We start from the raw sequence: 24,117 nt of genomic DNA, 5'->3' as shown, positions 1-24,117 counted from the left end.
ATCAGACGTTGAACAGGAAGTTCATCACATCGCCATCTTTCACGATGTACTCTTTACCTTCTGAACGCATCTTGCCGGCTTCTTTAGCACCTTGCTCGCCTTTATAAGCGATGAAATCTTCAAACGCGATGGTCTGGGCGCGGATAAAGCCTTTCTCGAAGTCGGTATGGATTTTACCAGCAGCCTGCGGAGCCGTCGCGCCAACCGGGATAGTCCATGCACGCACTTCTTTTACGCCAGCGGTGAAGTAGGTCTGCAGGTTCAGCAGGGAGTAACCGGCGCGGATAACGCGGTTCAGGCCTGGCTCTTCCAGTCCCAGCTCTGCCATGAACTCGTCACGGTCTTCATCTTCCAGCTCAGCAATGTCCGACTCAACGGCGGCGCACACTGGCACCACGACTGAACCTTCCGCTTCGGCGATAGCGCGCACCTGATCCAGGTACGGGTTGTTCTCGAAACCATCTTCATTGACGTTAGCTATGTACATGGTAGGTTTCAGAGTCAGGAAGCTCAGATAGCGGATTGCCGCTTTGTCGTCCTCATCCAGATTCAGTGAACGCAGCATGCCCGCTTCAGAAAGATGCGGCAGACACTTCTCCAGCGCAGCCAGCTCAGCCTTAGCATCTTTGTCGCCGCCTTTGGCTTTCTTCTGCACGCGCTGAATCGCACGTTCACAGGTTTCAAGATCGGACAGCGCCAGCTCGGTGTTGATCACATCAATATCTTCAGCCGGGTTCACTTTACCCGCCACGTGGATGATGTTGTCGTTTTCAAAGCAGCGCACCACGTGGCCGATCGCTTCGGTTTCACGGATGTTGGTCAGGAACTGGTTGCCCAGGCCTTCACCTTTTGACGCGCCTTTTACCAGACCGGCGATATCGACGAATTCCATGGTAGTCGGCACCACGCGCTGCGGCTTAACAATCTCAGAAAGCTGGTCGAGACGCAGGTCAGGCATCGGCACCACGCCCGTGTTTGGCTCAATGGTGCAGAAGGGGAAGTTAGCCGCTTCGATGCCCGCTTTAGTCAGCGCGTTAAACAGAGTGGATTTACCGACGTTCGGCAGGCCCACGATACCGCATTTGAATCCCATGGTTTGATACCCTTTATAACTGGATGGACAGTGCGCCAGAAGGCGGACTGTCGGAGACGAATTGAAAAATTTCGCGCATTATACACGGAATCACGACGATTCGGGCGTTTAAGCAGGCTTGAAGGCGTGCAGCCGGTTCATCGCCTTGATACGATCCTCTTTCAGCCACAGTTCGGTACAGCGCGCCGCCTCATCAATGGCATCATCAATCAGCTTCTGTTCACTGGCGGGCGGCTTGCCCAGCACAAATCCGGTCACCTTGTTGCGATCGCCGGGATGTCCGATACCGATGCGCAGCCGATGGAAATTGTTGTTGTTGCCCATTTTGCTGATGATATCTTTCAGCCCGTTATGGCCGCCATGCCCGCCGCCCTGCTTGAACTTCGCCACGCCGGGTGGCAGATCGAGTTCATCATGCGCCACCAGGATCTCTTCTGGCGCGATGCGATAAAAGGTCGCCATCGCCGCCACGGCTTTCCCGCTCAGGTTCATAAAGGTGGTCGGCACCAGCAGGCGCACATCCTCTCCGGCTATCGCCAGGCGCGCGGTATAGCCATAGAATTTGCCTTCCTCTTTCAGTAACTGATTGTGGCGCTCAGCCAGTAAATCCAGATACCAGGCACCCGCATTGTGGCGCGTGGCGGCATATTCAGCGCCTGGATTGGCAAGGCCCACAATCAGTTTAATGCTGCTCACAATGATTATCCTGCTGTTATCGCGAAAGGGCGTTAGTTTACTTCGCCATGGCCGAGATGACAAAGTACAAGCATCGAAATGGTTCATGACGGTGATTAATCATTTCCATCGAAATCAACAGGCTGCAATCAGGGCCAGTTAATTATTTATGGCTGATGTGTGATCCAGTCCGCAACGTTATCTTCACCCATTGCCTAAGCTTATGGCACTTAACATTGTGTGCGGTTATTGACTCATATGGATGGAGGTGCAGCATGAAACATCAACACTGCCGCGTAGCGGGTAACAGCTTGATGGTACTGGGATTAGTCACAATGGTGCTGGGCGTGGGTTTCTCAATTATGAACCAGCTTCCCTCGCTTGATCTGCCAGATGCGCTGGCGCAGGGCGCAATCTTAGGCATCTTTGTTGGTGCAATGATGTGGCTGGTCGGGGCGGGTCTGAGTGGTCGTGAAAAGGTTGAAGATCGTTATTACTGGCATCGTCACTATGACAAACGTTGTCGCCGGTCGCACAATTCTCACCATTAACTGATGCCAGCAGTGACCGGATGCTGCGCGATGCGGTTCCGGCCGCTGGCCTTGGCGTGATAGAGCGCTTTATCCGCCAGTGCGAGTAAATCGTCAAAACCCTGCTGCTGATGTGTGACCGTGGCAAACCCAATGCTGACCGAATAGGCAATTGAATTGGGTTGTGACGCACAGACCTCCCGCCGAATCGTCTCGCACCAGGCCTCTGCCTCTGTTGCCGCCGCCGGAATTATTGCCGCAAACTCCTCTCCGCCCAGTCGCGCAAAACGCCCCTCAGCCGGTATCAATCCTCTGACAATGTCGCAAAAGTGAATCAATATCTGGTCGCCCTGTTGATGGCCATACCGATCATTAATGCTCTTAAAATGATCCAGATCGAACAGTATCGCGCTAAAGGGCCGGTTCTGACGGCGGCATCGCACCACAATCTTCTCTGCTTCATTAAATAAAGCCCGACGATTCCAGACGCTGGTCAGAGGATCGTGCATCGAGGCATGCTCTAAGACTGACTGCATCTGTTCATTCACCATGGCCAGGATAGTAAATGTCAGACCGATGACAAACAGAATCGATTCCAGGATGACGTAAATCGAGAAGTTTGATCCGCCAATGGCGCCAGGCAGCGTGCTGGGAATCGCGCTGTCCAGAAACAGGCGAGCCAGGTGAAACAGCAGATGGATCCACAGCAGCAACTGTGCAGGCCAGAAGGTCACCTTTAGCGTATCACGCGCCAGCCAGACCAGCTGGATCAGTGCCGCGGTATAGGCGATGCAGGCGATGCAGAGCACCAGCACCCGTTTGGGTAAGCTGTAATAGAACGCCGGGAAACAGCAGAGGAGTGCCCAGAGCAGGGCGCCCAGTAGCCAGTGAGTGCCGATGGGCTTACCGCAGAAGCGCCGGAACGCATTTAACAATCCGCCGTAAGCCAGCATCACTAAAACGTTACCCACTGCAACGGGCAGGAAATGCAGGCCACTGCTGCGCAGGCTACTTAAGAATACCGCAATCAGGGTAAAAACCAGCGACAGGCAGGTGAAGCCGAGAACGCGATCATACTGCGATCCGATCCAGGCAAAAAACATGATGATGCTCAGAAACCCCAGCACATAAAGCTCGCAGACAAATAACGTATAGATATCCAGGCTCATGGCGGTCAGGGTTCTTATGAAAAGTGCGCTGCAAATTACCACTTAACGGCACAGGGCAGAAGCGGGGAACGCGGCGTTTTATCAAAAGAGTGGGTGGCGTTGAAAATAGTCGATTTTGGGGAAATTTATCGCGAAAATATCAGAAAAAGAAGCGCGTTAATCGGGCGCCCGGCAGGCATAAAAAAACCGGGCACAGGGCCCGGTTCCGCGAAGATTAATGCTCGAACATTGCCGAGATTGATTCTTCGTTACTGATGCGGCGAATGGCTTCGGCCAGCATGCCAGATAAGGTCAGCGTGCGCACATTCGGCAGTGACTTAATCTCCTGAGAGAGTGGGATGGTATCGCAGACGATTACCTGGTCGAGCACAGAATTACGCAGGTTTTCAACCGCATTGCCGGAGAAGATCGGGTGGGTCGCGTAAGCAAATACGCGTTTAGCACCACGCTCTTTCAGCGCTTCAGCCGCTTTGCACAGCGTGCCGCCGGTGTCGATCATGTCGTCGACCAGCACGCAGTCGCGGCCAGCAACGTCACCAATGATGTGCATCACCTGAGAAACGTTCGCGCGAGGGCGGCGTTTATCGATGATGGCCATATCAGTGTCGTTCAGCAGTTTAGCGATAGCACGGGCACGTACTACGCCACCAATATCGGGAGAAACAACAATCGGGTTTTCCAGACCGATCTGCATCATATCTTCCAGCAGGATCGGACTGCCAAATACGTTATCAACCGGGACGTCGAAGAAGCCCTGGATCTGCTCGGCGTGCAGGTCAACCGTCAGAACACGGTCAACACCGACGCTGGAAAGGAAGTCTGCCACTACTTTAGCGGTGATAGGTACACGCGCGGAACGCACGCGGCGATCCTGACGGGCATAACCAAAGTAGGGGATGACTGCGGTAATACGACCAGCAGAAGCACGACGCAGCGCGTCGACCATCACAACCAGTTCCATCAGATTATCGTTGGTGGGGGCACAGGTGGACTGGATGATGAAAATATCACCACCGCGTACATTTTCGTTGATCTGTACGCTCACTTCACCATCACTGAAACGTCCTACAGCGGCGTCTCCCAGGCTGGTGTAAAGGCGGTTGGCAATACGTTGTGCTAGTTCCGGGGTGGCGTTACCAGCAAATAGCTTCATATCAGGCACGAGAAGAACCTCAGGCTTTGCGTCCAGAGAATGAACGGCATGACTGTAACCGGCGCGTACGGTCATGTGCGTTCACACGGGTGTGTTGATGCGAAACGTGCAGTGTCCGGAACGTGGTGACACTGTCACGCATTCGCTAATCGCCTCGCAGGGTACGCTGTAGCGGCGAAACATTTACGCCCCGGGCTACAAATGCGCGTACCCCATTCGGGGCAAGCTCCAGCACCTGGCGGGCAGCAGACTCGGTGTCGAACTCAGCAAACACACAAGCGCCCGTGCCAGTCAGGCGTGACGGCGCGTATTCTAGCAGCCAGGAAACAAGCTCATCAACCTCACGAAAACGTTTTCTTACCACTGCTTCACAATCATTGGTGAAGGGTGATGCTAAAAGCGTCGATAAACTGCGCGATGGAGTATCTCGCGTCAGTTCGGGGTCGTTGAATACTACTGGGGTGCTGATATTCACGCCGGGATGGGCGACAAGATACCACTTTTCTTCCGGCTCTGCGGGATGAAGTTGTTCACCCACACCCTGGGCGAAGGCCGCGAAGCCCTGGACAAACACCGGCACATCCGCGCCCAGCTTCACGCCCATCGCCGCTAGCTCATCCGGCGTGAAGTCGGTTTGCCACAGATGATTCAGCGCCACCAGCACGGTTGCCGCATCAGAGGAGCCGCCACCGAGACCGCCACCCATGGGCAGGTTTTTCTCAACGGCAATCTGCGCGCCCGCGTGAGCGGACAGGCGATTGTTATCCTGCGCCGCCTGTTTCAGCATGTTTGCGGCGCGGACAATCAGGTTATCCGCATCCGCAACGCCTGCCACGGGCGTTAACAGAGTAATCGAGCCGCTTTGATCGACGGTAATCTGCAACTGGTCACCGTAATCAAGAAACTGAAACAGCGTCTGCAGGTTGTGATAGCCGTCGGGACGACGGCCGGTGATGTAGAGAAAAAGATTCAGTTTTGCCGGGGCAGGCCAGTGGGTGATCATTGAACGGTCCAGCCGTCCATACGCAGTTTAATCCGCTGGTCACCCTCTTTCAGCTCCAGGCTCGAAGGCAGCGGCGGGGTGACTTTGCTGTCGTAGCCCGCAATAGAGACCTGCCAGTTCTGACCGTCGCGGCTGTAGTTCAGGCTGCTCAGCTGATAGCTCTCGTTAAGCTGATAGTCGGTGGCATCGCCTGGCAGACCCATCATCCACTGGCGCAGATTCGCCAGCGGAATATTCATGCCGGTCAGCTGCGAAATCATTTTCTGCGCATCGTTGCTGACGTAACGCTTGCCTTTGTTATCGACGATCTGTACCACCGAGCCCTGCGCATCCAGCTGCAGTTCGGTGCTGCCCAGCGGATTGGTCAGCAGCAGGCGATAGCGATCGGGCGCGGTCTGCTGCCAGTTGAAGCGGGCATAGACTTTCTGCTTGTCAGAAAGATAGGCAAAGGCGCCGCGGGTCTGATAGTGCGTGACCTTTGAGACCGCCTGCTGATGCTGTTGCCACTGTGGCGCGGTAACGCTGGGGCCCGGGCCTTGCGGTTTGTTGACGCTACAGGCTGCCAGCAGCACGCTGGCAAGGGGCAAAAGGCGCAACAGATTGCGTGGTGAATTAAGCATCAAGTGGTCATCTCCTCGGACACATTTATTATTCGTAACGGATAACGCTAACCGTCCCGGTTTTAACCGTCAATGCTGTTATGCAGCAAATTGAGCACGATCGGGTTAATCTTATTACAGTCATAGCCTTTGTATGGCTTTTCTTGATCTGCCGCATCTTGTAGAATGCGCCTCACAAAACCCTGACATTATTGGGACATCCCAACCAAAACCGCTATGACGCTGCTCGCTCTCGGAATCAATCACAAGACAGCCCCCATTGCTCTGCGCGAACGCGTCTCGTTCGGGCCGGAGACGCTTGAGCAGGCGTTAAACAGCCTGTTATCACAGCCAATGGTGCAGAGCGGCGTGGTGTTGTCCACCTGTAACCGGACTGAACTCTACCTGAGTGTAGAGCAGCAGGCCGACTTACAGGCGCGTCTGGTGAGCTGGTTATGCAATTATCATCAGCTGGATGAAGAGGATGTGCGAAACAGCCTCTACTGGCATCAGGATAACGAGGCGGTCAGCCACCTGATGCGCGTCGCCAGCGGACTCGACTCACTGGTGCTGGGCGAACCGCAAATCCTCGGTCAGGTCAAAAAAGCCTTTGCCGACTCCTCACGCGGTCAGGCGCTGAGCAGTGAACTGGAACGCATGTTCCAGAAAACCTTCTCGGTTGCCAAACGCGTGCGTACGGAAACCGATATCGGTGCCAACGCGGTGTCGGTGGCGTTTGCCGCCTGTACGCTGGCCCGTCAGATCTTCGAATCGCTCTCCTCCGTCAATGTCTTACTGGTTGGCGCAGGTGAGACCATTGAGCTGGTGGCGCGTCATCTGCGTGAACATCAGGTCAAAAATCTGATCATCGCCAACCGTACCCGCGAACGCGCCGAAACGCTGGCGTCGGAAGTGGGTGCAGAGGTGATCACCCTGGCGGAGATCGACGCCCGTCTGGCAGAAGCCGACATTATTATCTCGTCAACCTCCAGTCCGCTACCGATTATCGGTAAGGGGATGATGGAGCGCGCGCTGAAAGCGCGACGTAACAAGCCAATGCTGCTGGTCGACATTGCAGTTCCGCGCGACGTAGAGCCGGAAGTGGGCGACCTGCCTAACGCCTATCTCTACAGCGTGGATGACCTGCAGGCGATCATCGAGCAGAACCTGGCGCAGCGCAAGGCGGCCGCGGTTCAGGCCGAAAGCATCGTGGTTCAGGAAAGCAGCGAATTCATGGCATGGCTGCGCTCACAGGGCGCGGTGAATACGATCCGTGAATATCGTTCTCAGGCGGAAGAGATCCGCGCTGAGCTGGAAGGCCGTGCGCTGCAGGCGCTGCAGCAGGGTGCCGATCCGCAGAAAGTCATGCAGGAACTGGCGCACAAGCTGACCAACCGTTTAATACACGCTCCAACCAAATCACTTCAGCAGGCCGCCCGCGACGGCGATAATGAACGCCTGCAGATTTTACGCGACAGCCTGGGTCTCGATTAGGCACACCGCTGTCGCCACCTGTTACGGGAATCCCACATTTAAATGAAAACCTCTATAGTTGCCAAACTGGAAGCCCTGCAGGAGCGCCACGAAGAAGTGGAAGCGATGCTGGGCGATGCAGGCGTGATCGCCGATCAGGAGCGTTTCCGTGCGCTGTCACGCGAATATGCTCAGCTGACCGATGTGACCCGTTGCTTCCGCGACTGGCAGCAGGTGCAGGAAGATATCGAAACCGCGCAGCAGATGCTCGACGATCCTGAAATGCGTGACATGGCGCAGGAAGAGTTGCAGGAAGCGCGTGAGAAGAGTGACGTGCTGGAGCAGCAGTTGCAGGTTCTGTTGTTGCCGAAAGATCCCGACGATGAGCGCGCCTGTTTTATCGAAGTGCGCGCCGGAACCGGCGGCGATGAAGCGGCGATTTTCGCCGGCGATCTCTTCCGCATGTACAGCCGCTATGCCGAAGCGCGTCGCTGGCGCGTGGAGATCATCAGCGCCAACGAAGGCGAGCATGGCGGTTACAAAGAAGTGATCGCCCGCGTGACCGGCGAAGGTGCCTATGGACGCCTGAAGTTTGAGTCAGGCGGCCATCGCGTGCAGCGCGTCCCGGAGACCGAATCCCAGGGCCGCATTCATACCTCAGCCTGTACCGTTGCCGTGATGCCGGAAATCCCGGAAGCGGAACTGCCGGAAATCAATGCGGGCGATCTGAAGATCGATACTTTCCGCTCATCCGGCGCAGGCGGTCAGCACGTTAACACCACCGACTCCGCTATTCGTATTACCCACCTGCCAACCGGTATCGTGGTGGAGTGTCAGGACGAACGTTCACAGCATAAAAACAAAGCCAAAGCGCTGGCGGTGCTGGGCTCGCGTATTCACGCTGCAGAGATGGCCCGCCGTCACGCCGCCGAAGCCAGTACCCGACGCAACCTGCTGGGCAGCGGCGATCGTTCTGACCGTAACCGCACCTACAACTTCCCGCAGGGCCGCGTGACCGATCACCGGATCAACCTGACCATCTACCGTCTGGATGAAGTGATGGAAGGGAAACTCGACAGCCTGATTGAACCGATTGTTCAGGAGTACCAGGCCGATCAGCTGGCGGCGCTGGCTGGTCAGGATTAATGGATATTCGTCACTGGCTGAAACAGGCGATCGCCACGCTGTGCGGTGGTGACAGTCCGAAGCGTGACGCAGAGATCCTGTTAGGTTTTGTGACCGGCAAATCACGCAGCTGGTTAATCGCCTTTGATGAAACGGTGCTCAGCGATGAGCAGCTGACGCAGCTGGATAGCCTGCTGGCGCGTCGCGCCCGCGGTGAGCCGGTGGCGCATCTGGTGGGCGAACGCGAGTTCTGGTCGCTGCCATTGCGCGTCAATGACGCCACACTGATCCCGCGCCCGGATACCGAACTGCTGGTTGAACAGGCGCTGGCGCATCTGCCCGCGACACCGGCAACCATTCTGGACATGGGCACCGGCACCGGAGCGATTGCGCTGGCGCTGGCCAGCGAGCGTCCCGATTGTCAGGTCACCGGCGTGGATCGCATTGAAGCCGCCGTTGAGCTGGCGAACAGTAATGCGCAGCAGCTCAGCCTCACCAACACCACCTTTCTGCTCAGTCACTGGTTCCAGGCGCTGACGCCACAGCGCTTTACCCTCATTGTCAGCAACCCGCCCTATATAGATGCCAGCGATGTTCATCTGGAGCAGGGCGATGTGCGTTTTGAACCGCGCAGCGCGCTGGTGGCGGACGAGGCGGGACTGGCGGATCTGCGTACGCTGATCGAGCAGGCACCCACGTGGCTGCTGCCGGGTGGCTGGCTGCTGCTGGAACATGGCTGGCAGCAGGGCGAGGCGGTCGCCACGCTGATGCGGCAAAAAGGCTATCACGCCGTGGAAACCGTCGATGATTACGGTGGCAATCCGCGTGTGACCTTAGGTCAGTTCCCTTCATAAAAGCGCTTTGAAAAGGATTCATGATGTTCGCCTTTTATCCCCTGATTAAAAATCTGCACATCTTAACGGTGGTGCTTACCGTGACGCTGTTCCTGCTGCGGTTTTACTGGCTGCGCCGTGGATCGGCAATGATGACGAAACGCTGGGTGCGCATCCTGCCGCACGCTAACGACACCCTGTTACTGCTGACCGGTATCTCACTGGTGATGATTACCCACTTCTATCCCTTTACACCGCAAGGAAGCTGGCTGACGGAGAAGCTTTTAGCGGTTATCATCTACATCGCCTTAGGATTTGTGGCATTGAGTCGCCGTCCACGCACTGATCGCACCCGCTGGATCGCTTTTCTGGTAGCGTTAATCGCCCTGGTGGCCATCATTAAGCTGGCGCTGACCAAAATGCCGTTATGGGGATAGCATGACCTCGACCGAACAATTAGATTTCAGCCAGACACCGCTGTGTGAAGCGGTGATTGGTGCCACGCTTGCCATCCGCGCCGATTTTCCGGCGTTGTCGGTGGAAGCACAACTTGCGGCGTTAGTCGCCGAAGCACGTGACTATGTCAGCCATACCGAAGATGCTGACATGCAGCTCGAAAAGCTGCTGGAACTGTTCTATCGCCAGTGGGGATTTTGCGGTGCCAGTGGCGTCTACAATCTTTCTGATGCCCTCTGGATCGACAATGTGCTGAAGACCCGTCGGGGCACGGCGGTGTCACTGGGCGTTATCCTGCTGCACATCGCCGCCGAGCTGGAACTGCCGCTGATGCCGGTGATCTTCCCGACGCAGCTGATTCTGCGCGCCGACTGGATTGATGGCGATAAGTGGATGATCAACCCGTTTAATGGGGAAACGCTTGACCGGCACACGCTGGAAGTGTGGCTCAAAGGCAATATCAGCCCGACAGCGCGTCTGTATGACGATGATCTCGACGAAGCCAAAACCGTCACCGTGATGCGCAAGATGCTCGACACGCTGAAAGCGGCGTTGATGGAAGAGAAGAAGATGGAGCTGGCGCTGAACGTCAGTCAGGTGCTGTTGCGTATCGATCCTGACGATCCCTACGAAATTCGCGATCGCGGTTTGATCTACGCGCAGCTGGAGTGCGAACATATCGCCCTGAATGATTTAACGTACTTCGTTGAGCAGTGTCCTGAAGACCCGGTCAGCGAAATGATCAAAGTTCAGATTCACGCAATCGAACAAAAACAGGTCACGCTGCACTAAGCGGACCCACTGAAAAGGAAAGGGCATGACACAGAAAGTCGTGAGTATTGGCGATATCAAAGTTGCAAACGATCTGCCATTTGTACTGTTTGGCGGGATGAACGTTCTGGAGTCGCGCGACCTGGCGATGCGCATCTGCGAACACTACGTTACCGTCACCAGTAAACTTGGTATTCCTTACGTATTCAAAGCGTCATTTGATAAAGCGAACCGCTCCTCTATTCACTCCTATCGTGGCCCTGGCCTGGAAGAGGGGATGAAGATTTTCCAGGAGCTGAAGCAGGCTTTCGGCGTCAAAATTATCACTGATGTGCATGAAGCGTCCCAGGCGCAGCCGGTCTCTGAAGTGGTTGATGTGATCCAGCTGCCCGCGTTTCTGGCGCGTCAGACTGACCTGGTGGAAGCGATGGCGAAAACCGGCGCGGTGATCAACGTCAAGAAGCCCCAGTTCGTCAGCCCGGGTCAGATGGGCAATATCGTTGATAAGTTCGCTGAAGGTGGCAACGAGCAGGTCATCCTGTGCGATCGCGGCAGCAATTTCGGCTACGACAATCTGGTTGTCGACATGCTCGGCTTTAACGTGATGAAGAAAGTCACCAAAAACAGCCCGGTGATTTTCGATGTCACTCATGCGCTGCAGACGCGCGATCCGTTTGGCGCAGCATCAGGTGGTCGTCGTGCTCAGGTGGCTGAGCTGGCGCGTGCCGGTATGGCGGTCGGCATTGCCGGTCTGTTTATCGAAGCGCACCCGGATCCTGAACACGCCCTGTGTGACGGCCCATCCGCGTTGCCGCTGGATAAGCTGGAGCCATTCCTGGTGCAGATGAAAGCGATTGACGATCTGGTGAAAAGCTTCCCGGAACTCGATACCAGCAAATAAGTTTGCAGTAAAAAAGAGCACTGAGTCGCTTAATAAGATTGTGGGAAAGTGCTGCTGGATTCGCTGTGAAATTGAGCCAGTTCAGAGAACAGGGGCAGATCGAAAAGACGCTAAAGCCATCCATGGCCGCTCGGCCCGCGCCGTCCCTGGCGCGGGACGCTTTTCTCCTCTGCCCCTGTTCCCTTCACGTCGAGTTCATCTGTTGCTGCCAGATGTATTCTGACCTGGGTTTTCAACGACAAAAAAAGAGCGATGATTCGCTCTTTTTTTTCGCCTGAAATCCGGTGACGTTACAGCATGATGGTCATCAGATAACCGATAAACAACGCCAGATGCGCGGCTCCATTCAGTACGTTTGTGCGTCCGGTCGAGAAGGAGAGCTGACAGAGAATCAGCGACGCCATCATAATCACCATCTGCGGCGGCTCCAGACCAAATATCAGCTCCTGTCCGGTCAGGGTGGCGATAATGGTTACCGCCGGTACCGTGAGTGAGATGGTCGCCAGCACTGAACCAAAAAAGAGGTTCATGGCGCGCTGCACCTGATTCATCAGCACGGCCCTGATCGCCCCCAGGCCTTCCGGTGAGAGGATCAGCAGGGCCACCAGGAAACCGGTAAACTGTGCCGGTGCATTCAGATCCGTCAGCAGGCTTTCCAGCGTATTAGCATTCATCTTGGTCACGGCAATGACCGCAATCAGATGCACGATCAGCCAGCTGGTATGCCAGAAGCTGCTGTGGGCAGACGGTTTGCCATGATGCGGGTCGCCATCATCGCTCTCATCTTCATGCTCATAGACAAACAGGCTCTGGTGGGTTTTGGTCTGAATCAGCAGGAACACGCCATACATCGCCGCTGAAATCGCCGCGATCAGCAGTGCCTGAGTGACAGAGAAATTACCGCCCGGCAGTGCGTTGGGAAACACCAGCACCAGAATCGCCAGGGGAAAGATAGCGATCAGATATTGCTTCACGCCCGCCAGATTCACGTATTGCGTCGCAAACTTATTACCGCCCAGCAGCAGCGCAAAGCCAACCAGTCCACCGGTTACAATCATCACGATCGAATAGAGCGTATCGCGCATCAGCCCGGGTGCGGCATCACCGGTCGCCATCAGCGCCGAGATCAGGCTCACTTCCAGAATCACCACGGACAGACTCAGGATCAGAGAGCCATAGGGCTCGCCCAGCCGGTGCGCCAGCACGTCGGCATGCCGTACAACGCTAAAAGCGCTGCTCAGAATGGCAACCAGCGCCACTAAGTTGATACCGACTACAATCGGAAATGATGTGGTTGCACCAAAAAAATAGAGTATACCCAGCGTGATAAGGGGAAGTATCAGCGAGAATTCCTTGTGACGTGTTTTTTCATGTGAAGGCATTCACCATCCTCTCTGGTTAATGATTATCCGGACACAGCGAGTGCTGCTGTTAGAAATATAATCAGTTTTAGGGCAGGGCGCAGTTTATCTTTTCACCGGTCCGAACGGGAAAAATTTACTGCTTTTTACTTAAATGCAATAAATGGTCGAAGCGGTATTAACCTGAAGTTATCTCAAATATTGCAATATTAATCAGGCCACAACAATTTCTCTTTAACCATCTATCTGACCGCCAAATGCCGTAAAATCTGTTTATCATTGTAACTTGTGTGGCCTGTTTCTGGTTTTTAATTTGAAGGGGAGATAAGTGGCTGTTTGTATTTTTGTTCTGTTGCGCCAGGCTTAACAGGAATCCATAAACTGAGGAGCCGTTATGCCTTACTCTAAACGAACCGACTTACCTGACAACGTAAAACACGTGCTTCCCGCGCATGCGCAGGATATCTATCAGCAGGCATTTAATAGCGCGTGGGAAGAATATAAAGAGGCTAAGGATCGACGCGGCGATGATTCGCGGGAAGAGGTGGCGCACAAAGTCGCCTGGGCAGCCGTAAAGAAAGAGTATGAGAAAGGTGATGACGATAAGTGGCATCCTAAACGTTAATGCCGTCGCTAGCCTGTTCACGCCAAAGGGCCAGGATAATCTGGCCCTTTTTTTCATCTTCGCTATAAGGTTTATCTGGTTTTTTTTGACCTGCGACCGGAATCACGCTTGTAACCCCGCGCGGAAATAGATTAATGTCAATTTGATGAACGAAACGCAGCGCCGTTTTGGAGATCATGTTAAAGGAGCCATTCTGCAGGACGCCGTTGACGTTGAGGAGGTCGCATTGCTTACCCGGGAATTTCTATTAAAAGCGGATTGTAAAACGTCGTTCGGGGATATCGAAGAGGCGTTGCTCTGGAGTTGCGAGCAGCGCGCGGCCTCGCTGGCAGCCACGCTGGCCTGTCGTCCCGATCACAGCCCGGTATGGATCTTTGGTTACGGCTCGCTGATGTGGAACCCGATTTTTGAGGCGGATGAAGTGGCGTCCGGTTCGCTGGAGGGCTGGCATCGTGCTTTCTGCCTGCGGCTGATTGCCGGACGTGGCACCGCCACGCATCCCGGCCGCATGCTGGCGCTGAAGCAGGGCGGCAGAACCACGGGTCTGGCGTTTCGTCTGCCGGAAGAGCGGCTGCATGAAGAGCTGGCGCTGCTGTGGAAGCGTGAGATGATCACCGGCTGCTATCTTCCAACCTGGTGTGAATTACAGCTGGAGGATGGTCGCAGCGTCACTGCGCTGACCTTTATTATGGATCCGCGTCATCCGCTGTATGAATCGGACTCCTGCCCGGAGGCGATTGCGCCATTGATTGCTGCGGCCAGTGGCCCACTCGGCTCGAATGCGCAATATCTGTTTGCTCTGGAAGAGGAGCTGACCCGGCGCGGCATGGAGGAGGAGAGTCTGAGCCGGCTGGCCCATCAGGTGCGCACACTTCAGCAAGCCTGTCTGAAGCAGGCCTGAACCGGAGCATAAGCAGAGTAAAAGGGCGCGACAGTGTCGCGCCCTTTTACGATCCGGCTGCGGATTACCGGGCTTAGTTACCCGGATTAATCAGCCAGGTGCCGGGCTTATCGATGGTCAGGGATTGAGTGTGCGTCTCACTGCCATTCTTAACGTCAATTTTGTACTGTCCCGCCGCCAGATTCAGCGCGGCAAATCCACTGCTGCCCGGTTTTACCTCGACCGGCTGTCCGTTAAGCACCACGCTTTCACCGCTCTCCAGCTTAAGATAGACGGTCGCCAGCGCGGCCGGAACGGCAGCGGCTGACGGAATCGATGCGGGCGCCTGCGTCATGGCTGAGCTGTTGTTAACCACCTCTGGTGTGGCACTGTGGCGATTCGCCAGCCAGGTGGCGACAACCACGGCCAGAATAGCCACGGCAGCCAGACCCAGCAATCCAGGCGACAGTTTACGCACCGTGCGCGGCGTCACCGGCTCGGCGGAGGCGGCGGCATGATTCATCGCCATCACCACTGGCGCAGCAGCCTCCACCGGCTCCTCGACCGGCAGAGCAGGCGACTCGCCCGGCACCGGGAAGCTGTTTACCACCGCTTCCACATCACTGACCGGCAGATCAATCAACGCGGCAAAGGCATCAATCGTTTGTGGGCGATCGCCTGGCTTCATTGCCAGCGCGCAGTCAATGGCATGCAGCAGCGGCAGTGAGTAGCCTTCTGGCTGGCGTTCGACCAGCGGCTGATAATTATCTTCAATGCAGCGCACCACGCTGACCGGCGGCGGATTACCGGTAATCAGGTTATGCAGCACCGCGCCCAGGGCGTAGATATCGGTCCACGGCCCCTGTTCAACTTCACCCTCTTCGCTGTACTGCTCAATCGGCGCAAAGCCAGGTTTAAGCATGATTTCCGTTTCGTCAGAGAGGTTGCCAATCTCTTTACGCGCCGAGCCAAAATCGAGCAGAACCGGCAGCTGGTTCTCCTGAATCTGAATATTGTCGAGCGAGATATCGCGATGCAGATAGCCGGCCTGATGGATGGTGCTGATAGCACCCAGCAGCGGCGGCAGCAGGCGGCGGATCCAGGCTTCAGTGATCGACGCCGGGCTGGTTACCTGCCACTCTTTCAGCGTCATACCGCTGTAGTAGAGCGTGCCCATATAGGCTGTGCCGTTCTGCTCCCAGAAGCGCAGCACGTGCAGCAGTCCCGGATGGTTAAAGCGGGCCAGCAGACGCGCTTCCTGAATAAAGCTGGTGAGCCCGGCATTAAACAGCTTCTGGAAACGCTCACCGCGCAGCTCCAGCGTTAAGTCGGCGGCACGGACGGCCAGCGACACCGGCATGTACTCTTTGATTGCAATAGTGCGTTCAAGCTGGTGATCCCACGCGCGATAGACGATGCCGAAGCCGCCGCCTCCGATCACTTCCTTGATCTCAAACTCATTGAAACGGTATCCGTCAGGCAGGGCATTCGGAACGGTTTTCGGATTATCATTTGCCGACATAGTGAACTCTCTGTACACGGCCTGCTCGCCAGGCTGCGCGGTAATTAATTGATGTTACGCCAGGCACCAATGGCAGGATCAACCAGATCCGCGTGCAGGGTGTCGATGAGTAACACATTCACTTTTTGCTGTGGCATGAAATAGGGCGCCCAGTGGCTGCGCAACGTATCAACTCGCGATTTCACAGCGTCAGCATCCTGCTGCGCAGCATTCTTATCCATCTTTATCAACAGGGCACCATTGAAGCGCCAGACATGTTGTTTGGCATCAAAGGGCAGCACAAGCCAGCTATCATTCGCATCCGGGCGTGTCACAATCATGCGCTGATTGTTCGCGGCGATAACCTCCAGCTTGCTGTCCGGGATCGTCAGATTGGCGATGGGATAGCCCTGATAAAAGGTGACTGCCACCGGCGTTGGGTGGTCAGGGGTCGCCAGCATCAGCTCACTTTTGCCTTCTGCCCAGCCATCCGGTGAGCACTGCTGCTTGCTGACATCCGGGATAAACAGGGTCTGGGCATTTTCATCCCAGGCGGTGCGAAAATGGCAGCCGCTGGGGAGATCAAAATGTTGCAGCGGCGTGCTGTTGGCGGGCCGAGACAGGTCAAGCGGTGCAGCATTACTCTCACTTGCGCTGGCGGTGGCATCTGCCATCACGATAGGACGCCAGTTCTGCAGCTTACTGGCGCTGCCGCTGGCCAGTACGCCACCCTCTTTACTGGTCATCTGCCAGGGCAGCTCGTCCAGTAATCCGCACTGATTAGCGAGCAGGGTGCCGACGCGCGGTAAAAAGGTGGTCAGCACCGCCGAATCCTTACTTTTGCCGGAGACGATGCGCAGTGGCAGCGTCTCTTTGCACCAGTCGTCAGGCGCTTTACTCACCACATTATCGATATAGACCTCCAGCGCCAGGCTGGGGGAGTAAACGACCCGATAATTTTCAGCCTGGGCGTGAAAGGCAATCAGCAGGGTGATGATGCCGGGCAACCACAGTTTCATAAGGATCCTTGGAATCAAAAACGAGGCGGCAGAAAGCGCGCCGAATCAGCCAGTGAATAGAGCAGCGTTGCCTCCTCCGGCTCACCAATCCAGACCGCCAGTGCGCTGAGATTATCTTTCTTAACGTTGCGGCTCACCGCCTGTTCCATCAGAGCCAGCCACTCTTCGCAGGCATTCACCATGCGCAGCGCCTGTTCCATTTCATGACTGGCCAGATTCAGCCAGAAGCCATCGGTGCAGACCAGAAACGCGTCGCCATCCTCCAGCGCAATCTCCTGCGAAAAGCTTACTAAGCGAGGCGGTTCAGCGCCGAGCGCATTATAGAGTAAATTACTGTTAATGCCGGTATTTTCATAGCCCGCTTCTTTCAGCTGCTGGGCCAGACTGTGATCGCGAGTGACCTCATGAAGCACGCCGCGGCGGAAGTGGTAAACCCGGCTGTCACCGGCATGCGCCCACCATGCGCGCTGTTTTTCACGGTCGATAAACAGGGCCGCCAGCGTGGTGCTCATGCGTGAATATTTCGGATTTTTACCCTGTGCCTCATGCAGCGCTAAGCGGCACTGTTCAATCGCCTGATGGGCTATCTCCGGCGTCAGGTCGGCGTGCGCCTGTAACTGGCTCAGCAGGGTGTCACGCACCAGCTGTGCCGCCATCTCGCCGCCGGGCAGACCGGCCACGCCATCGCAGACCACAAAGCAGGCTTTACGCTCATCCAGCTCTGCGCCGGTGCGATCCTGATTCTCATCGCGTAGCCCCTGCTGGCAGCGGCTGGCAAAAACGATTTTCATGGTTCATCTACCCGCGTCTGAGAGTCCTTATACTGATTCACCTCCATGTCATAGGCATGGAGAAAGGCCTCGCCAAACAGCGTATGGAAATCATCTTCGATCTCTCCGGCCGTACGCTGATAATTACGGGTGAAGTAGTCCCACAGCGCCGCCTTCTTCATGGCGGAAAAGGGCATTTTTGACACCACGCCATCGGCACGCGCCTGCTCCTCCAGCCGCTGCGGATTAAAGGATTGCAGCATCGCCGCAATAATGGCGCGGATACCGGCAATCATCCCCAGCTGGTGGGCCTGCAAATCGACCAGGGCATCGCGTACCGCCTGTTCCGGCGGCATAAACCCGGGCATCTGGCTCTGGTACATCTGCATCAGCACGGTTTTGCCGGAGGGCAGGATCTTGAACGGGTTGTTGGCCTCATTCAGGATCATCGTCATGTCCGCTTTGACACCACGCTTGAGAATGGATCGCGAAGAGAGCAGCGCGACGGTGCCCTGGGAAAAGAGGCTCAGCATCCGGCCAGTAATGCGCATCTGCTCTTCATCCACCGGCGTGGCGTGACCGTTGCTCAGCCCCATCCCCTCCAGCAGTGCGGCGATCAGCCGATCCTGATCCACCGGCTGCGCCGTCAGCGCCCGACGCGGCTCGCTGGCCTGGGGGTCGATAGCCAGTCGCGCATCGTTGTGGCGCTCGTGGCGTGAGGGCGTTGCCTCACTGACCAGCAGCCGGTCCTCAACCTCATGATGTTCGTGGATGCCCAGCGGATTTGCGGGCTGAGCGCTGTCGCCAGCAAACAGCGCCAGCGGATCGCTCTGCGTGTCGTGGCAGGCGGGGTCTCGTACTTCCAGCGCATAGTCACCGATGCGCAACGCATCGCCATGCTTCAGCACGACCTGCATGCCGCGACCCAGGGTAATGCCGTTATGCTCCACCGGGGTCACGCTGCCCTGGTTCGTCAGACGGCACTCTCCGTCATGCGACAGGTGAACCAGCGCCTGCAGACGCGAAATGGCCCGAGTCTCATCTGGCAGCACCAGATCGTTGTCCTGACTGCGGCCAATGGTGCCGCCAGGCGGTTGAAACGCGACGCTTCTGACCGGAACATCCGTAGTGCATTGCACAATGGTAAATTGCATGAGTTATCCCAGATTGAACGGCAAACGCTTCCGGCCTCACTCGAACATGGGAGGATAGAGGCCATTACGTCCCGGCTGTGAACCTGCCGCCGGGTTAAACAGTAACGAAAACAGTTGCGCGGTGAGGTTGCCGCTGTGCTTGTGGGTCGCGTGGGCAAAACCATCACTGCGGTTACTCCACCAGTAGCTCATATGCTGCTGAGGGTCGAAACGTTCAGCCACTTCACGCCAGCTCAGCGTGCAGGGCAGATCCTGAAAACCGATCACATCCATGATTTCAGAGGGCTTCCTGGCCGGCACCAGCAGCGGTGGCAAAGCCTGTATCTGCTGCTCTAACTGCTCGCCGTTCAGCGGTGTCTGAACCGCCCGTAACAGTGTCGCGCCCAGATCCTGAAACCAGTCGCCGGAAATGGTCAGCTGAGCAGGATGCCACTGAGCCAGCGTGAAGCTGTGCAGGGCCAGCAGCGGCCAGGCGCGTCCGACGCGGTCACAGGAGGGCAGCAGACAGCCCATCTGTATCTGCGGCCGGGTCGCGGTAACCGGCAGCACAAAGTTCCACACCGGCGCATGGAGAAAGTCCGCGCTGTAGGAATACGCCTGCTGATGCCAGTGCATTAATCCCTGCTGGAACCAGTGATTCCACGGGCTAATCTGTTGCTCGCTCAGTCGATGGTGCAGAAAGTCACCGGTCGACGGCAGCTTGCCATACCAGCCGGGGGCCGTGTAAGCAGCCATGTTCACCTCACCATTACTCGCTATGCGAGTTTGATTGCGGGGCCGGGTGCCGCGGCGCTACCGCCAGCATGCCGCCCGCCTGGTCCGCAATTTTCAGATTCTCTGCAAGCTTGCGCATCATCAGTGCATTATCACGAGCATAAGGCGACGACTGAATCTGCTGATCCAGCAGCTGGCTCAGGTGCCAGTCAAGCTGCTGCAGGTCGCGGGCGCTTACCGTATCGGGCAGGGATCGCTGTAAATTTTGCAGCAGCCAGGCCCGTAAAAACTCGCCATCATAATTACGCGGTTGATAGAGCATCTGATAGGCGCGCAGCGCATTGCGGCTGTAGGCGTTATCATCACCCGGGTCGTTGCGCAGGATATTCGTGATCTGCTGCGCCACACGCGGCAGCAACAAAGACTTAAGCGCATTTTGATAAAGCACCCAAGCGGCATCGCTGATCTGATTACCCCGGTATAAGCCCGCCCGCATAGTAAGCGGCGGATTATCGAGGGAAAAGCGCGCCGAGAGCGGCAACTTCACCAGGTTATTCAGAAAGGGTAGCAGATCAAAAATATTATCAGCAGGCTGATGAATCACCTGCTGACTTTGCTCACGGATAAGCGGTACCCGTGCGGCTACCTGCTGCAGATACTGTTGATTCTGGTAGTAACTGATGCCCCACAGGCTGGAGGCGATCAGCAGAGCGCCTGCCAGCACGCCGTAGCCAATCCAGTGGAACAGCTGATTACGGTACTCCCAGCGGCGATTACTGCCGGCCAGGCCGCTCTCTTTGAATATCAGATCGCTGAGCAGGTCACGAATAAAGAAGCTCTGGCCTTTGTTGCCGGGAATTGGACTGTTGCGATTAACGCTGTCCCAGGCCGCAATTGAGTGATCGCCCGCCTGACGCAACTGCAGTTTGCGGCTCAGTTCACCCATTACGCGATCAAACGGCAGGCCTTCCTGCGTTCCGCTGGTGAAGAAGAGGCCGCGCGGGCTCCAGGCGACCGCATCCTGATGGTCAGAAAAAACGATATCCAGATATTCGTTCAGCAGTGGACGCAGCGAGGCGAACTCCTGCGGGAAGAGGAAGCACTCAGCGCGCTCGTTCAGGTCGCGCTCATGGGTCATCTGCTCCGCCAGTTGTTGCTGGAGCTGCTGTTCCAGCCGCTGAAACTGCTGGCCAAAATGGCGATGCCAGTCATCTTTGTGCGGCTTGCCCAGCTCCCAGTTAAACGTGAAGCCCCAGATGGCGTCACGCCGCGCTTTATCAATCGAGCCGAAGTAACTCATAAAGCCTTTCAGCAGATCGGTTTTGGTGACCATCACATAAACCGGGAAGTGAATACCGGTCTGCTGATGCAGTTCTGCCATGCGCTCTCGCAGCGCGCTGGCCTGGGCGAAACGCGCCTCGGCTGAATCACTCAGCAGATCGGCGACGCTGATGGTCATGATCACACCGTTAATCGGCTGGCGGGTGCGATACCGTTTCAGCAGATTGATAAAACTGTGCCATTCCGCGGCATCTCGCACGCGCTGGCTCTCCTGCAACGCATAACGACCGGCGGTATCAATCAGCACCGCGCTGTCAGTAAACCACCAGTCACAGTTGCGGGTGCCCCCGACGCCGCGGACCGCATTTTTGCCCAGCGTATCGGTCAGCGGGAAATCGAGGCCGGCATTAAACAGCGCGGTGGTTTTACCAGCGCCGGGCGCACCCATGACCAGGTACCAGGGCAGCTGATAGAGATAATTAGCGTTAAAGCGTGAGAGCAGGTTCCCGCTGTGACGACGGCCAAACTGGGTGCGTTTCAGCTGCATCGCAGCTTCGCTGAAGCGCTGGTTGAGCCGCTCTTCGGTCATCTGACGTTCCGCCGGGTCGTCGTTGCCCGACAGCTGAAGCTGGGTCAGTAAGCGGCTGTTGAACCAGGCACGATAGAGCGACGGGATCAGCTGGAACAGGATCCAGAGAAAATAGAGGGCGCTTACGGTGAGCTGGCGAGGCAGTACGGGTTCCAGTGGGCGCGATTCGCCCCATGACCAGAACGGTCCCAGCATCCAGACCAGACAGCTCAGCGCCGTGACGCCAATAAAGCTCCACAGCAGGCGATGCGTTAGCAGCAGGCGAAGGGAGGCGCGCATTATTGTGCTCCTTGATGATTACTGAGCGTTTCAGGCGCGGCAAACAGGGTGATTTCAACGCGGCGGTTGCGGGTCCGGTTTTCGCTGCTGTCGTTGGGCAGCAGCGGGTCGCTGTCGCCGCGGCCTTCGGAGCGAACCGTATGACCGTCAGCCAGTTGCAGTTGTAACAACTGGGTGATGGCGCGGGCGCGGGCAAATGAGAACTCATAGCTGGAGGCAAAGCGGCTGTTATCCACCGGATGATCATCGGTAAACACCGACACCAGAATGGTCCCTTTGACATCTTTCATCGCGGTTGAGACGCGGGCCAGCAGGGCGCGCCCCACCGGATTGATCACCGTGCCCTGTTCGGCGAACAGTTTGTCCGCGGGGATGATCACTTTGCTGCCAAAGGCACCATCGCTGACCTCAAGCTGCCCGGCTGCAATCACATCATTCAGGCGCTGACGCAGATCGAGCAACGCCTGCGGGGAAGAGGGACGACGGCCCGCGGTAATCTGCGGCAGCGGCGTCTGATAGATGGTACGCAGCAGCGGTTCGGCGGCATTGCCGAGACGCCAGTTCAGGCCGCTGTAGATCAGGCAGCCGACCAGCGCGACCAGCATGGCACAGGCCCAGAGCGGCACCATCGGGCGGGCGAGGGTGCTCACCAGCGGATGCACTTCCACCAGTGGCGGTTGCGCTGTCTGGCGCTGGGCACGCGTTTCGTCAATCAGGGTTTTCAGGCGTTTACGGATACCATCGCACTGGGCGCGACCATTTTCACTGCCGCGATAGCGGCCTTCATAGCCCAGCAGCAGACAGTATTGCACCACTTCCAGCAGCCAGAGGTGTTGTTGCGGACTTTGTGAAATGCGCGACAGCAGTTGAAAGAATTTTTCGCCGCCCCAGCTTTCATTATGGAAGGTCACCAGCATGCCGTTGCCAGACCAGACGCCGCGCGTGCCCCATGGGGTTTGCGCCGCCGCTTCATCGAGCGCGCTGCAGATGCAGTAACGCGCGCCGATAATCATCTCAAACGGCAGCCCTGCCTGTTTACAGCGTTGTTCAAACTGGCGGATTTCATCGATCAGAGACTGGCGCAGACCCGCAGGGTCATCGTGGGTAGCTGCCTGACGAATTTGCACCACCGCGTTCAGCAGTGGCGCCGCAGCCTGAAGTAAGAGATTCTCATTGCCTGAGGGGGTCGCCTCACGCGCAGGGGATTCCACAGTCATTAATTCGTGATCTTCCAGCCAATGGCAAATCCCTGTACCCGCAGCCCGGGACGGTTCTGCGGGCAATATGCGCCGGATTTCATATTCAGTCTAAGATCCAGGTCGCGGTATCGTTAGTCCGGCAGGCTTTGCTGGCGCCGCCGACGGCCACACAGACCTGTTTCGTTTTGCGGGGACGGGGACGATCGCTCTGCACGGTGGCATCGTAACGGCTGCTCTCTACACCCGCTTTTAATGGCACATAACCGATCAGTGGGCCGTCAGCCTGGTCAGCAATCGCCAGCCAGCTGTGTTCCACATTACCTAATACTTCGAACGGTTTACCCGTTTCGAGATAGCGAACCACTTTGCCGCCGTAATCAGGCGAGGTCATGACGGATGCGCCATAAAGCGCCCGCCAGGTCTGATTGACCGGCTCAAATTCAGTCGGTGCCGCGACAGCGTGTCGATGGACCAGTTTGACGCCGTTAATTTCGCTGGTAACCAGCGTATCGTCAGTGACGGGCGGCGGCGGGGCCTTACAGCCTGCCAGGGTAAGAACCGCCAGCAGCGTTAACGCAAGACTCTTTTTCACCATGTTCCTCGTGATCTCATCAAAGTATCTGCATATTGCCAGGCCCGATGCCAGGAGGCGAACTTTATCGCGCCGCATCGTGCCGAAATTCTGTTTTTAAAAAAAGGGTCAGATTACATCGGGATAGTAACGCATTCAGTTTACCTAAGACTTTTGAGAATTCAAACCATTGCACCCGCTGCTGATGCGTGATAGCAGGCGCTTTACGGGCGGGTTTCGGTATAAGAAAAGCGCCAGGTAATGTGATAGTTAAATCGAACTGAATTATCGCAGAGACAAACTGGTTGAGAACAGTGCCGCGCATTCTGACATGCAATGAATCCGATTGGAAACTATTAAGATTTACTAATAACTTGTTGCCGAAAAAATTTA

The 24,117-nt window shown here is 56.4% G+C and carries 25 protein-coding genes; 9 read left to right on the top strand and 16 right to left on the bottom strand.

Annotation, left to right across the window (positions count from 1 at the left end; translation table 11 throughout):
* Window position 1: 1 nt before the first annotated feature.
* The gene (gene ychF, locus OK409_RS06495) at window positions 2-1,093 is read right to left on the bottom strand and encodes a redox-regulated ATPase YchF (RefSeq protein WP_010245885.1); all 1,092 of its coding nucleotides are present in this window, start codon (window positions 1,091-1,093) and stop codon (window positions 2-4) included.
* Between the two features lie 108 nt (window positions 1,094-1,201).
* Entirely contained in the window at window positions 1,202-1,789 is a 588-nt protein-coding gene (gene pth / locus OK409_RS06490; protein ID WP_264366877.1) for an aminoacyl-tRNA hydrolase, read from the bottom strand.
* Between the two features lie 254 nt (window positions 1,790-2,043).
* Between pth and ychH the strand changes: the two genes are divergently transcribed.
* A complete protein-coding gene (gene ychH, locus OK409_RS06485) occupies window positions 2,044-2,319 on the top strand; it encodes a stress-induced protein YchH (RefSeq protein WP_010245880.1) in 276 nt (91 codons plus the stop codon).
* Here ychH and OK409_RS06480 read toward each other — a convergent pair.
* From OK409_RS06480 to lolB, 4 genes are all read right to left on the bottom strand, one after another.
* A complete protein-coding gene (locus tag OK409_RS06480; RefSeq protein ID WP_264366876.1) occupies window positions 2,316-3,467 on the bottom strand; it encodes a GGDEF domain-containing protein in 1,152 nt (383 codons plus the stop codon). The genes ychH and OK409_RS06480 overlap by 4 nt on opposite strands.
* Before the next feature lie 214 nt (window positions 3,468-3,681).
* A complete protein-coding gene (prs, locus tag OK409_RS06475; protein WP_264366875.1) occupies window positions 3,682-4,629 on the bottom strand; it encodes a ribose-phosphate diphosphokinase in 948 nt (315 codons plus the stop codon).
* 136 nt (window positions 4,630-4,765) lie between these two features.
* Window positions 4,766-5,623, bottom strand: coding sequence for a 4-(cytidine 5'-diphospho)-2-C-methyl-D-erythritol kinase (gene ispE, locus OK409_RS06470; protein WP_264366874.1), 858 nt, complete (start codon window positions 5,621-5,623; stop codon window positions 4,766-4,768).
* Entirely contained in the window at window positions 5,620-6,243 is a 624-nt protein-coding gene (gene lolB / locus OK409_RS06465; protein ID WP_010669984.1) for a lipoprotein insertase outer membrane protein LolB, read from the bottom strand. Before lolB ends, ispE begins: the two co-directional genes overlap by 4 nt.
* A gap of 216 nt (window positions 6,244-6,459) precedes the next feature.
* Between lolB and hemA the strand changes: the two genes are divergently transcribed.
* From hemA to kdsA, 6 genes are read left to right on the top strand one after another with little or no spacing between them, the layout of a single operon-like run.
* A complete protein-coding gene (gene hemA / locus OK409_RS06460; protein ID WP_010669985.1) occupies window positions 6,460-7,716 on the top strand; it encodes a glutamyl-tRNA reductase in 1,257 nt (418 codons plus the stop codon).
* Between the two features lie 42 nt (window positions 7,717-7,758).
* Entirely contained in the window at window positions 7,759-8,841 is a 1,083-nt protein-coding gene (gene prfA, locus OK409_RS06455) for a peptide chain release factor 1 (RefSeq protein ID WP_010245863.1), read from the top strand.
* Window positions 8,841-9,674 (top strand): peptide chain release factor N(5)-glutamine methyltransferase, encoded by an 834-nt coding sequence (gene prmC, locus OK409_RS06450; RefSeq protein WP_264366873.1) that lies wholly within the window; start codon window positions 8,841-8,843, stop codon window positions 9,672-9,674. The genes prfA and prmC overlap by 1 nt, the downstream gene beginning before the upstream one ends.
* A gap of 23 nt (window positions 9,675-9,697) precedes the next feature.
* Entirely contained in the window at window positions 9,698-10,090 is a 393-nt protein-coding gene (locus tag OK409_RS06445) for a SirB2 family protein (RefSeq protein WP_182504801.1), read from the top strand.
* 1 nt (window position 10,091) lies between these two features.
* Window positions 10,092-10,901 carry an invasion regulator SirB1 gene (gene sirB1, locus OK409_RS06440; RefSeq protein ID WP_010669988.1) on the top strand — a complete coding sequence of 270 codons (810 nt, stop codon included), beginning with the start codon at window positions 10,092-10,094 and terminating at the stop codon, window positions 10,899-10,901.
* Between the two features lie 25 nt (window positions 10,902-10,926).
* On the top strand, window positions 10,927-11,781 hold the full coding sequence (gene kdsA / locus OK409_RS06435; protein ID WP_010669989.1) for a 3-deoxy-8-phosphooctulonate synthase: 855 nt from the start codon (window positions 10,927-10,929) through the stop codon (window positions 11,779-11,781).
* Window positions 11,782-12,071: 290 nt separating this feature from the next.
* On the opposite strand, the gene chaA is transcribed toward kdsA, so the two are convergent.
* Complete coding sequence (chaA, locus tag OK409_RS06430) at window positions 12,072-13,163, bottom strand: sodium-potassium/proton antiporter ChaA (protein WP_010669990.1); 1,092 nt, start codon at window positions 13,161-13,163, stop codon at window positions 12,072-12,074.
* Between the two features lie 373 nt (window positions 13,164-13,536).
* Here chaA and chaB point away from each other — a divergent pair, with 373 nt between their 5' ends.
* Window positions 13,537-13,767: a putative cation transport regulator ChaB gene (chaB, locus tag OK409_RS06425; protein WP_010245846.1), complete on the top strand. Its 231-nt coding sequence runs from the start codon at window positions 13,537-13,539 to the stop codon at window positions 13,765-13,767.
* Here the strand turns inward: chaB and OK409_RS06420 are convergent.
* Window positions 13,757-13,945: a hypothetical protein gene (locus OK409_RS06420; RefSeq protein WP_033771581.1), complete on the bottom strand. Its 189-nt coding sequence runs from the start codon at window positions 13,943-13,945 to the stop codon at window positions 13,757-13,759. The genes chaB and OK409_RS06420 overlap by 11 nt on opposite strands.
* 48 nt (window positions 13,946-13,993) lie before the next feature.
* On the opposite strand from OK409_RS06420, the gene OK409_RS06415 reads away from it, so the two are divergent.
* Window positions 13,994-14,668 (top strand): gamma-glutamylcyclotransferase, encoded by a 675-nt coding sequence (locus OK409_RS06415; protein ID WP_164480396.1) that lies wholly within the window; start codon window positions 13,994-13,996, stop codon window positions 14,666-14,668.
* Between the two features lie 73 nt (window positions 14,669-14,741).
* Here OK409_RS06415 and OK409_RS06410 read toward each other — a convergent pair whose 3' ends face one another.
* From OK409_RS06410 to OK409_RS06375, 8 genes are all read right to left on the bottom strand, one after another.
* Window positions 14,742-16,169 (bottom strand): serine/threonine protein kinase, encoded by a 1,428-nt coding sequence (locus tag OK409_RS06410; RefSeq protein WP_022625780.1) that lies wholly within the window; start codon window positions 16,167-16,169, stop codon window positions 14,742-14,744.
* A gap of 44 nt (window positions 16,170-16,213) precedes the next feature.
* Window positions 16,214-17,167, bottom strand: a complete 954-nt coding sequence (locus OK409_RS06405) for a hypothetical protein (protein ID WP_010245838.1) — start codon at window positions 17,165-17,167, stop codon at window positions 16,214-16,216.
* Between the two features lie 14 nt (window positions 17,168-17,181).
* The gene (locus tag OK409_RS06400) at window positions 17,182-17,958 is read right to left on the bottom strand and encodes a PP2C family protein-serine/threonine phosphatase (protein WP_264366872.1); all 777 of its coding nucleotides are present in this window, start codon (window positions 17,956-17,958) and stop codon (window positions 17,182-17,184) included.
* Window positions 17,955-19,091 carry a type VI secretion system-associated FHA domain protein TagH gene (gene tagH / locus OK409_RS06395; protein WP_010669995.1) on the bottom strand — a complete coding sequence of 379 codons (1,137 nt, stop codon included), beginning with the start codon at window positions 19,089-19,091 and terminating at the stop codon, window positions 17,955-17,957. Before tagH ends, OK409_RS06400 begins: the two co-directional genes overlap by 4 nt.
* Window positions 19,092-19,127: 36 nt before the next feature.
* Window positions 19,128-19,826 carry a type VI secretion system-associated protein TagF gene (gene tagF, locus OK409_RS06390; protein ID WP_010245828.1) on the bottom strand — a complete coding sequence of 233 codons (699 nt, stop codon included), beginning with the start codon at window positions 19,824-19,826 and terminating at the stop codon, window positions 19,128-19,130.
* 13 nt (window positions 19,827-19,839) lie between these two features.
* Complete coding sequence (gene tssM, locus OK409_RS06385) at window positions 19,840-21,954, bottom strand: type VI secretion system membrane subunit TssM (RefSeq protein ID WP_033771588.1); 2,115 nt, start codon at window positions 21,952-21,954, stop codon at window positions 19,840-19,842.
* Window positions 21,954-23,171, bottom strand: coding sequence for a type IVB secretion system protein IcmH/DotU (gene icmH, locus OK409_RS06380; protein ID WP_033757432.1), 1,218 nt, complete (start codon window positions 23,169-23,171; stop codon window positions 21,954-21,956). The genes tssM and icmH overlap by 1 nt, the downstream gene beginning before the upstream one ends.
* Window positions 23,172-23,256: 85 nt before the next feature.
* The gene (locus OK409_RS06375; protein ID WP_010245819.1) at window positions 23,257-23,748 is read right to left on the bottom strand and encodes a hypothetical protein; all 492 of its coding nucleotides are present in this window, start codon (window positions 23,746-23,748) and stop codon (window positions 23,257-23,259) included.
* Window positions 23,749-24,117: the final 369 nt, after the last annotated feature.

Source organism: Pantoea sp. RG18, assembly GCF_025910075.1.
Taxonomy (GTDB): Bacteria; Pseudomonadota; Gammaproteobacteria; order Enterobacterales; family Enterobacteriaceae; genus Pantoea; species Pantoea agglomerans.
This window is presented reverse-complemented; position numbering and strand designations above follow the sequence as displayed.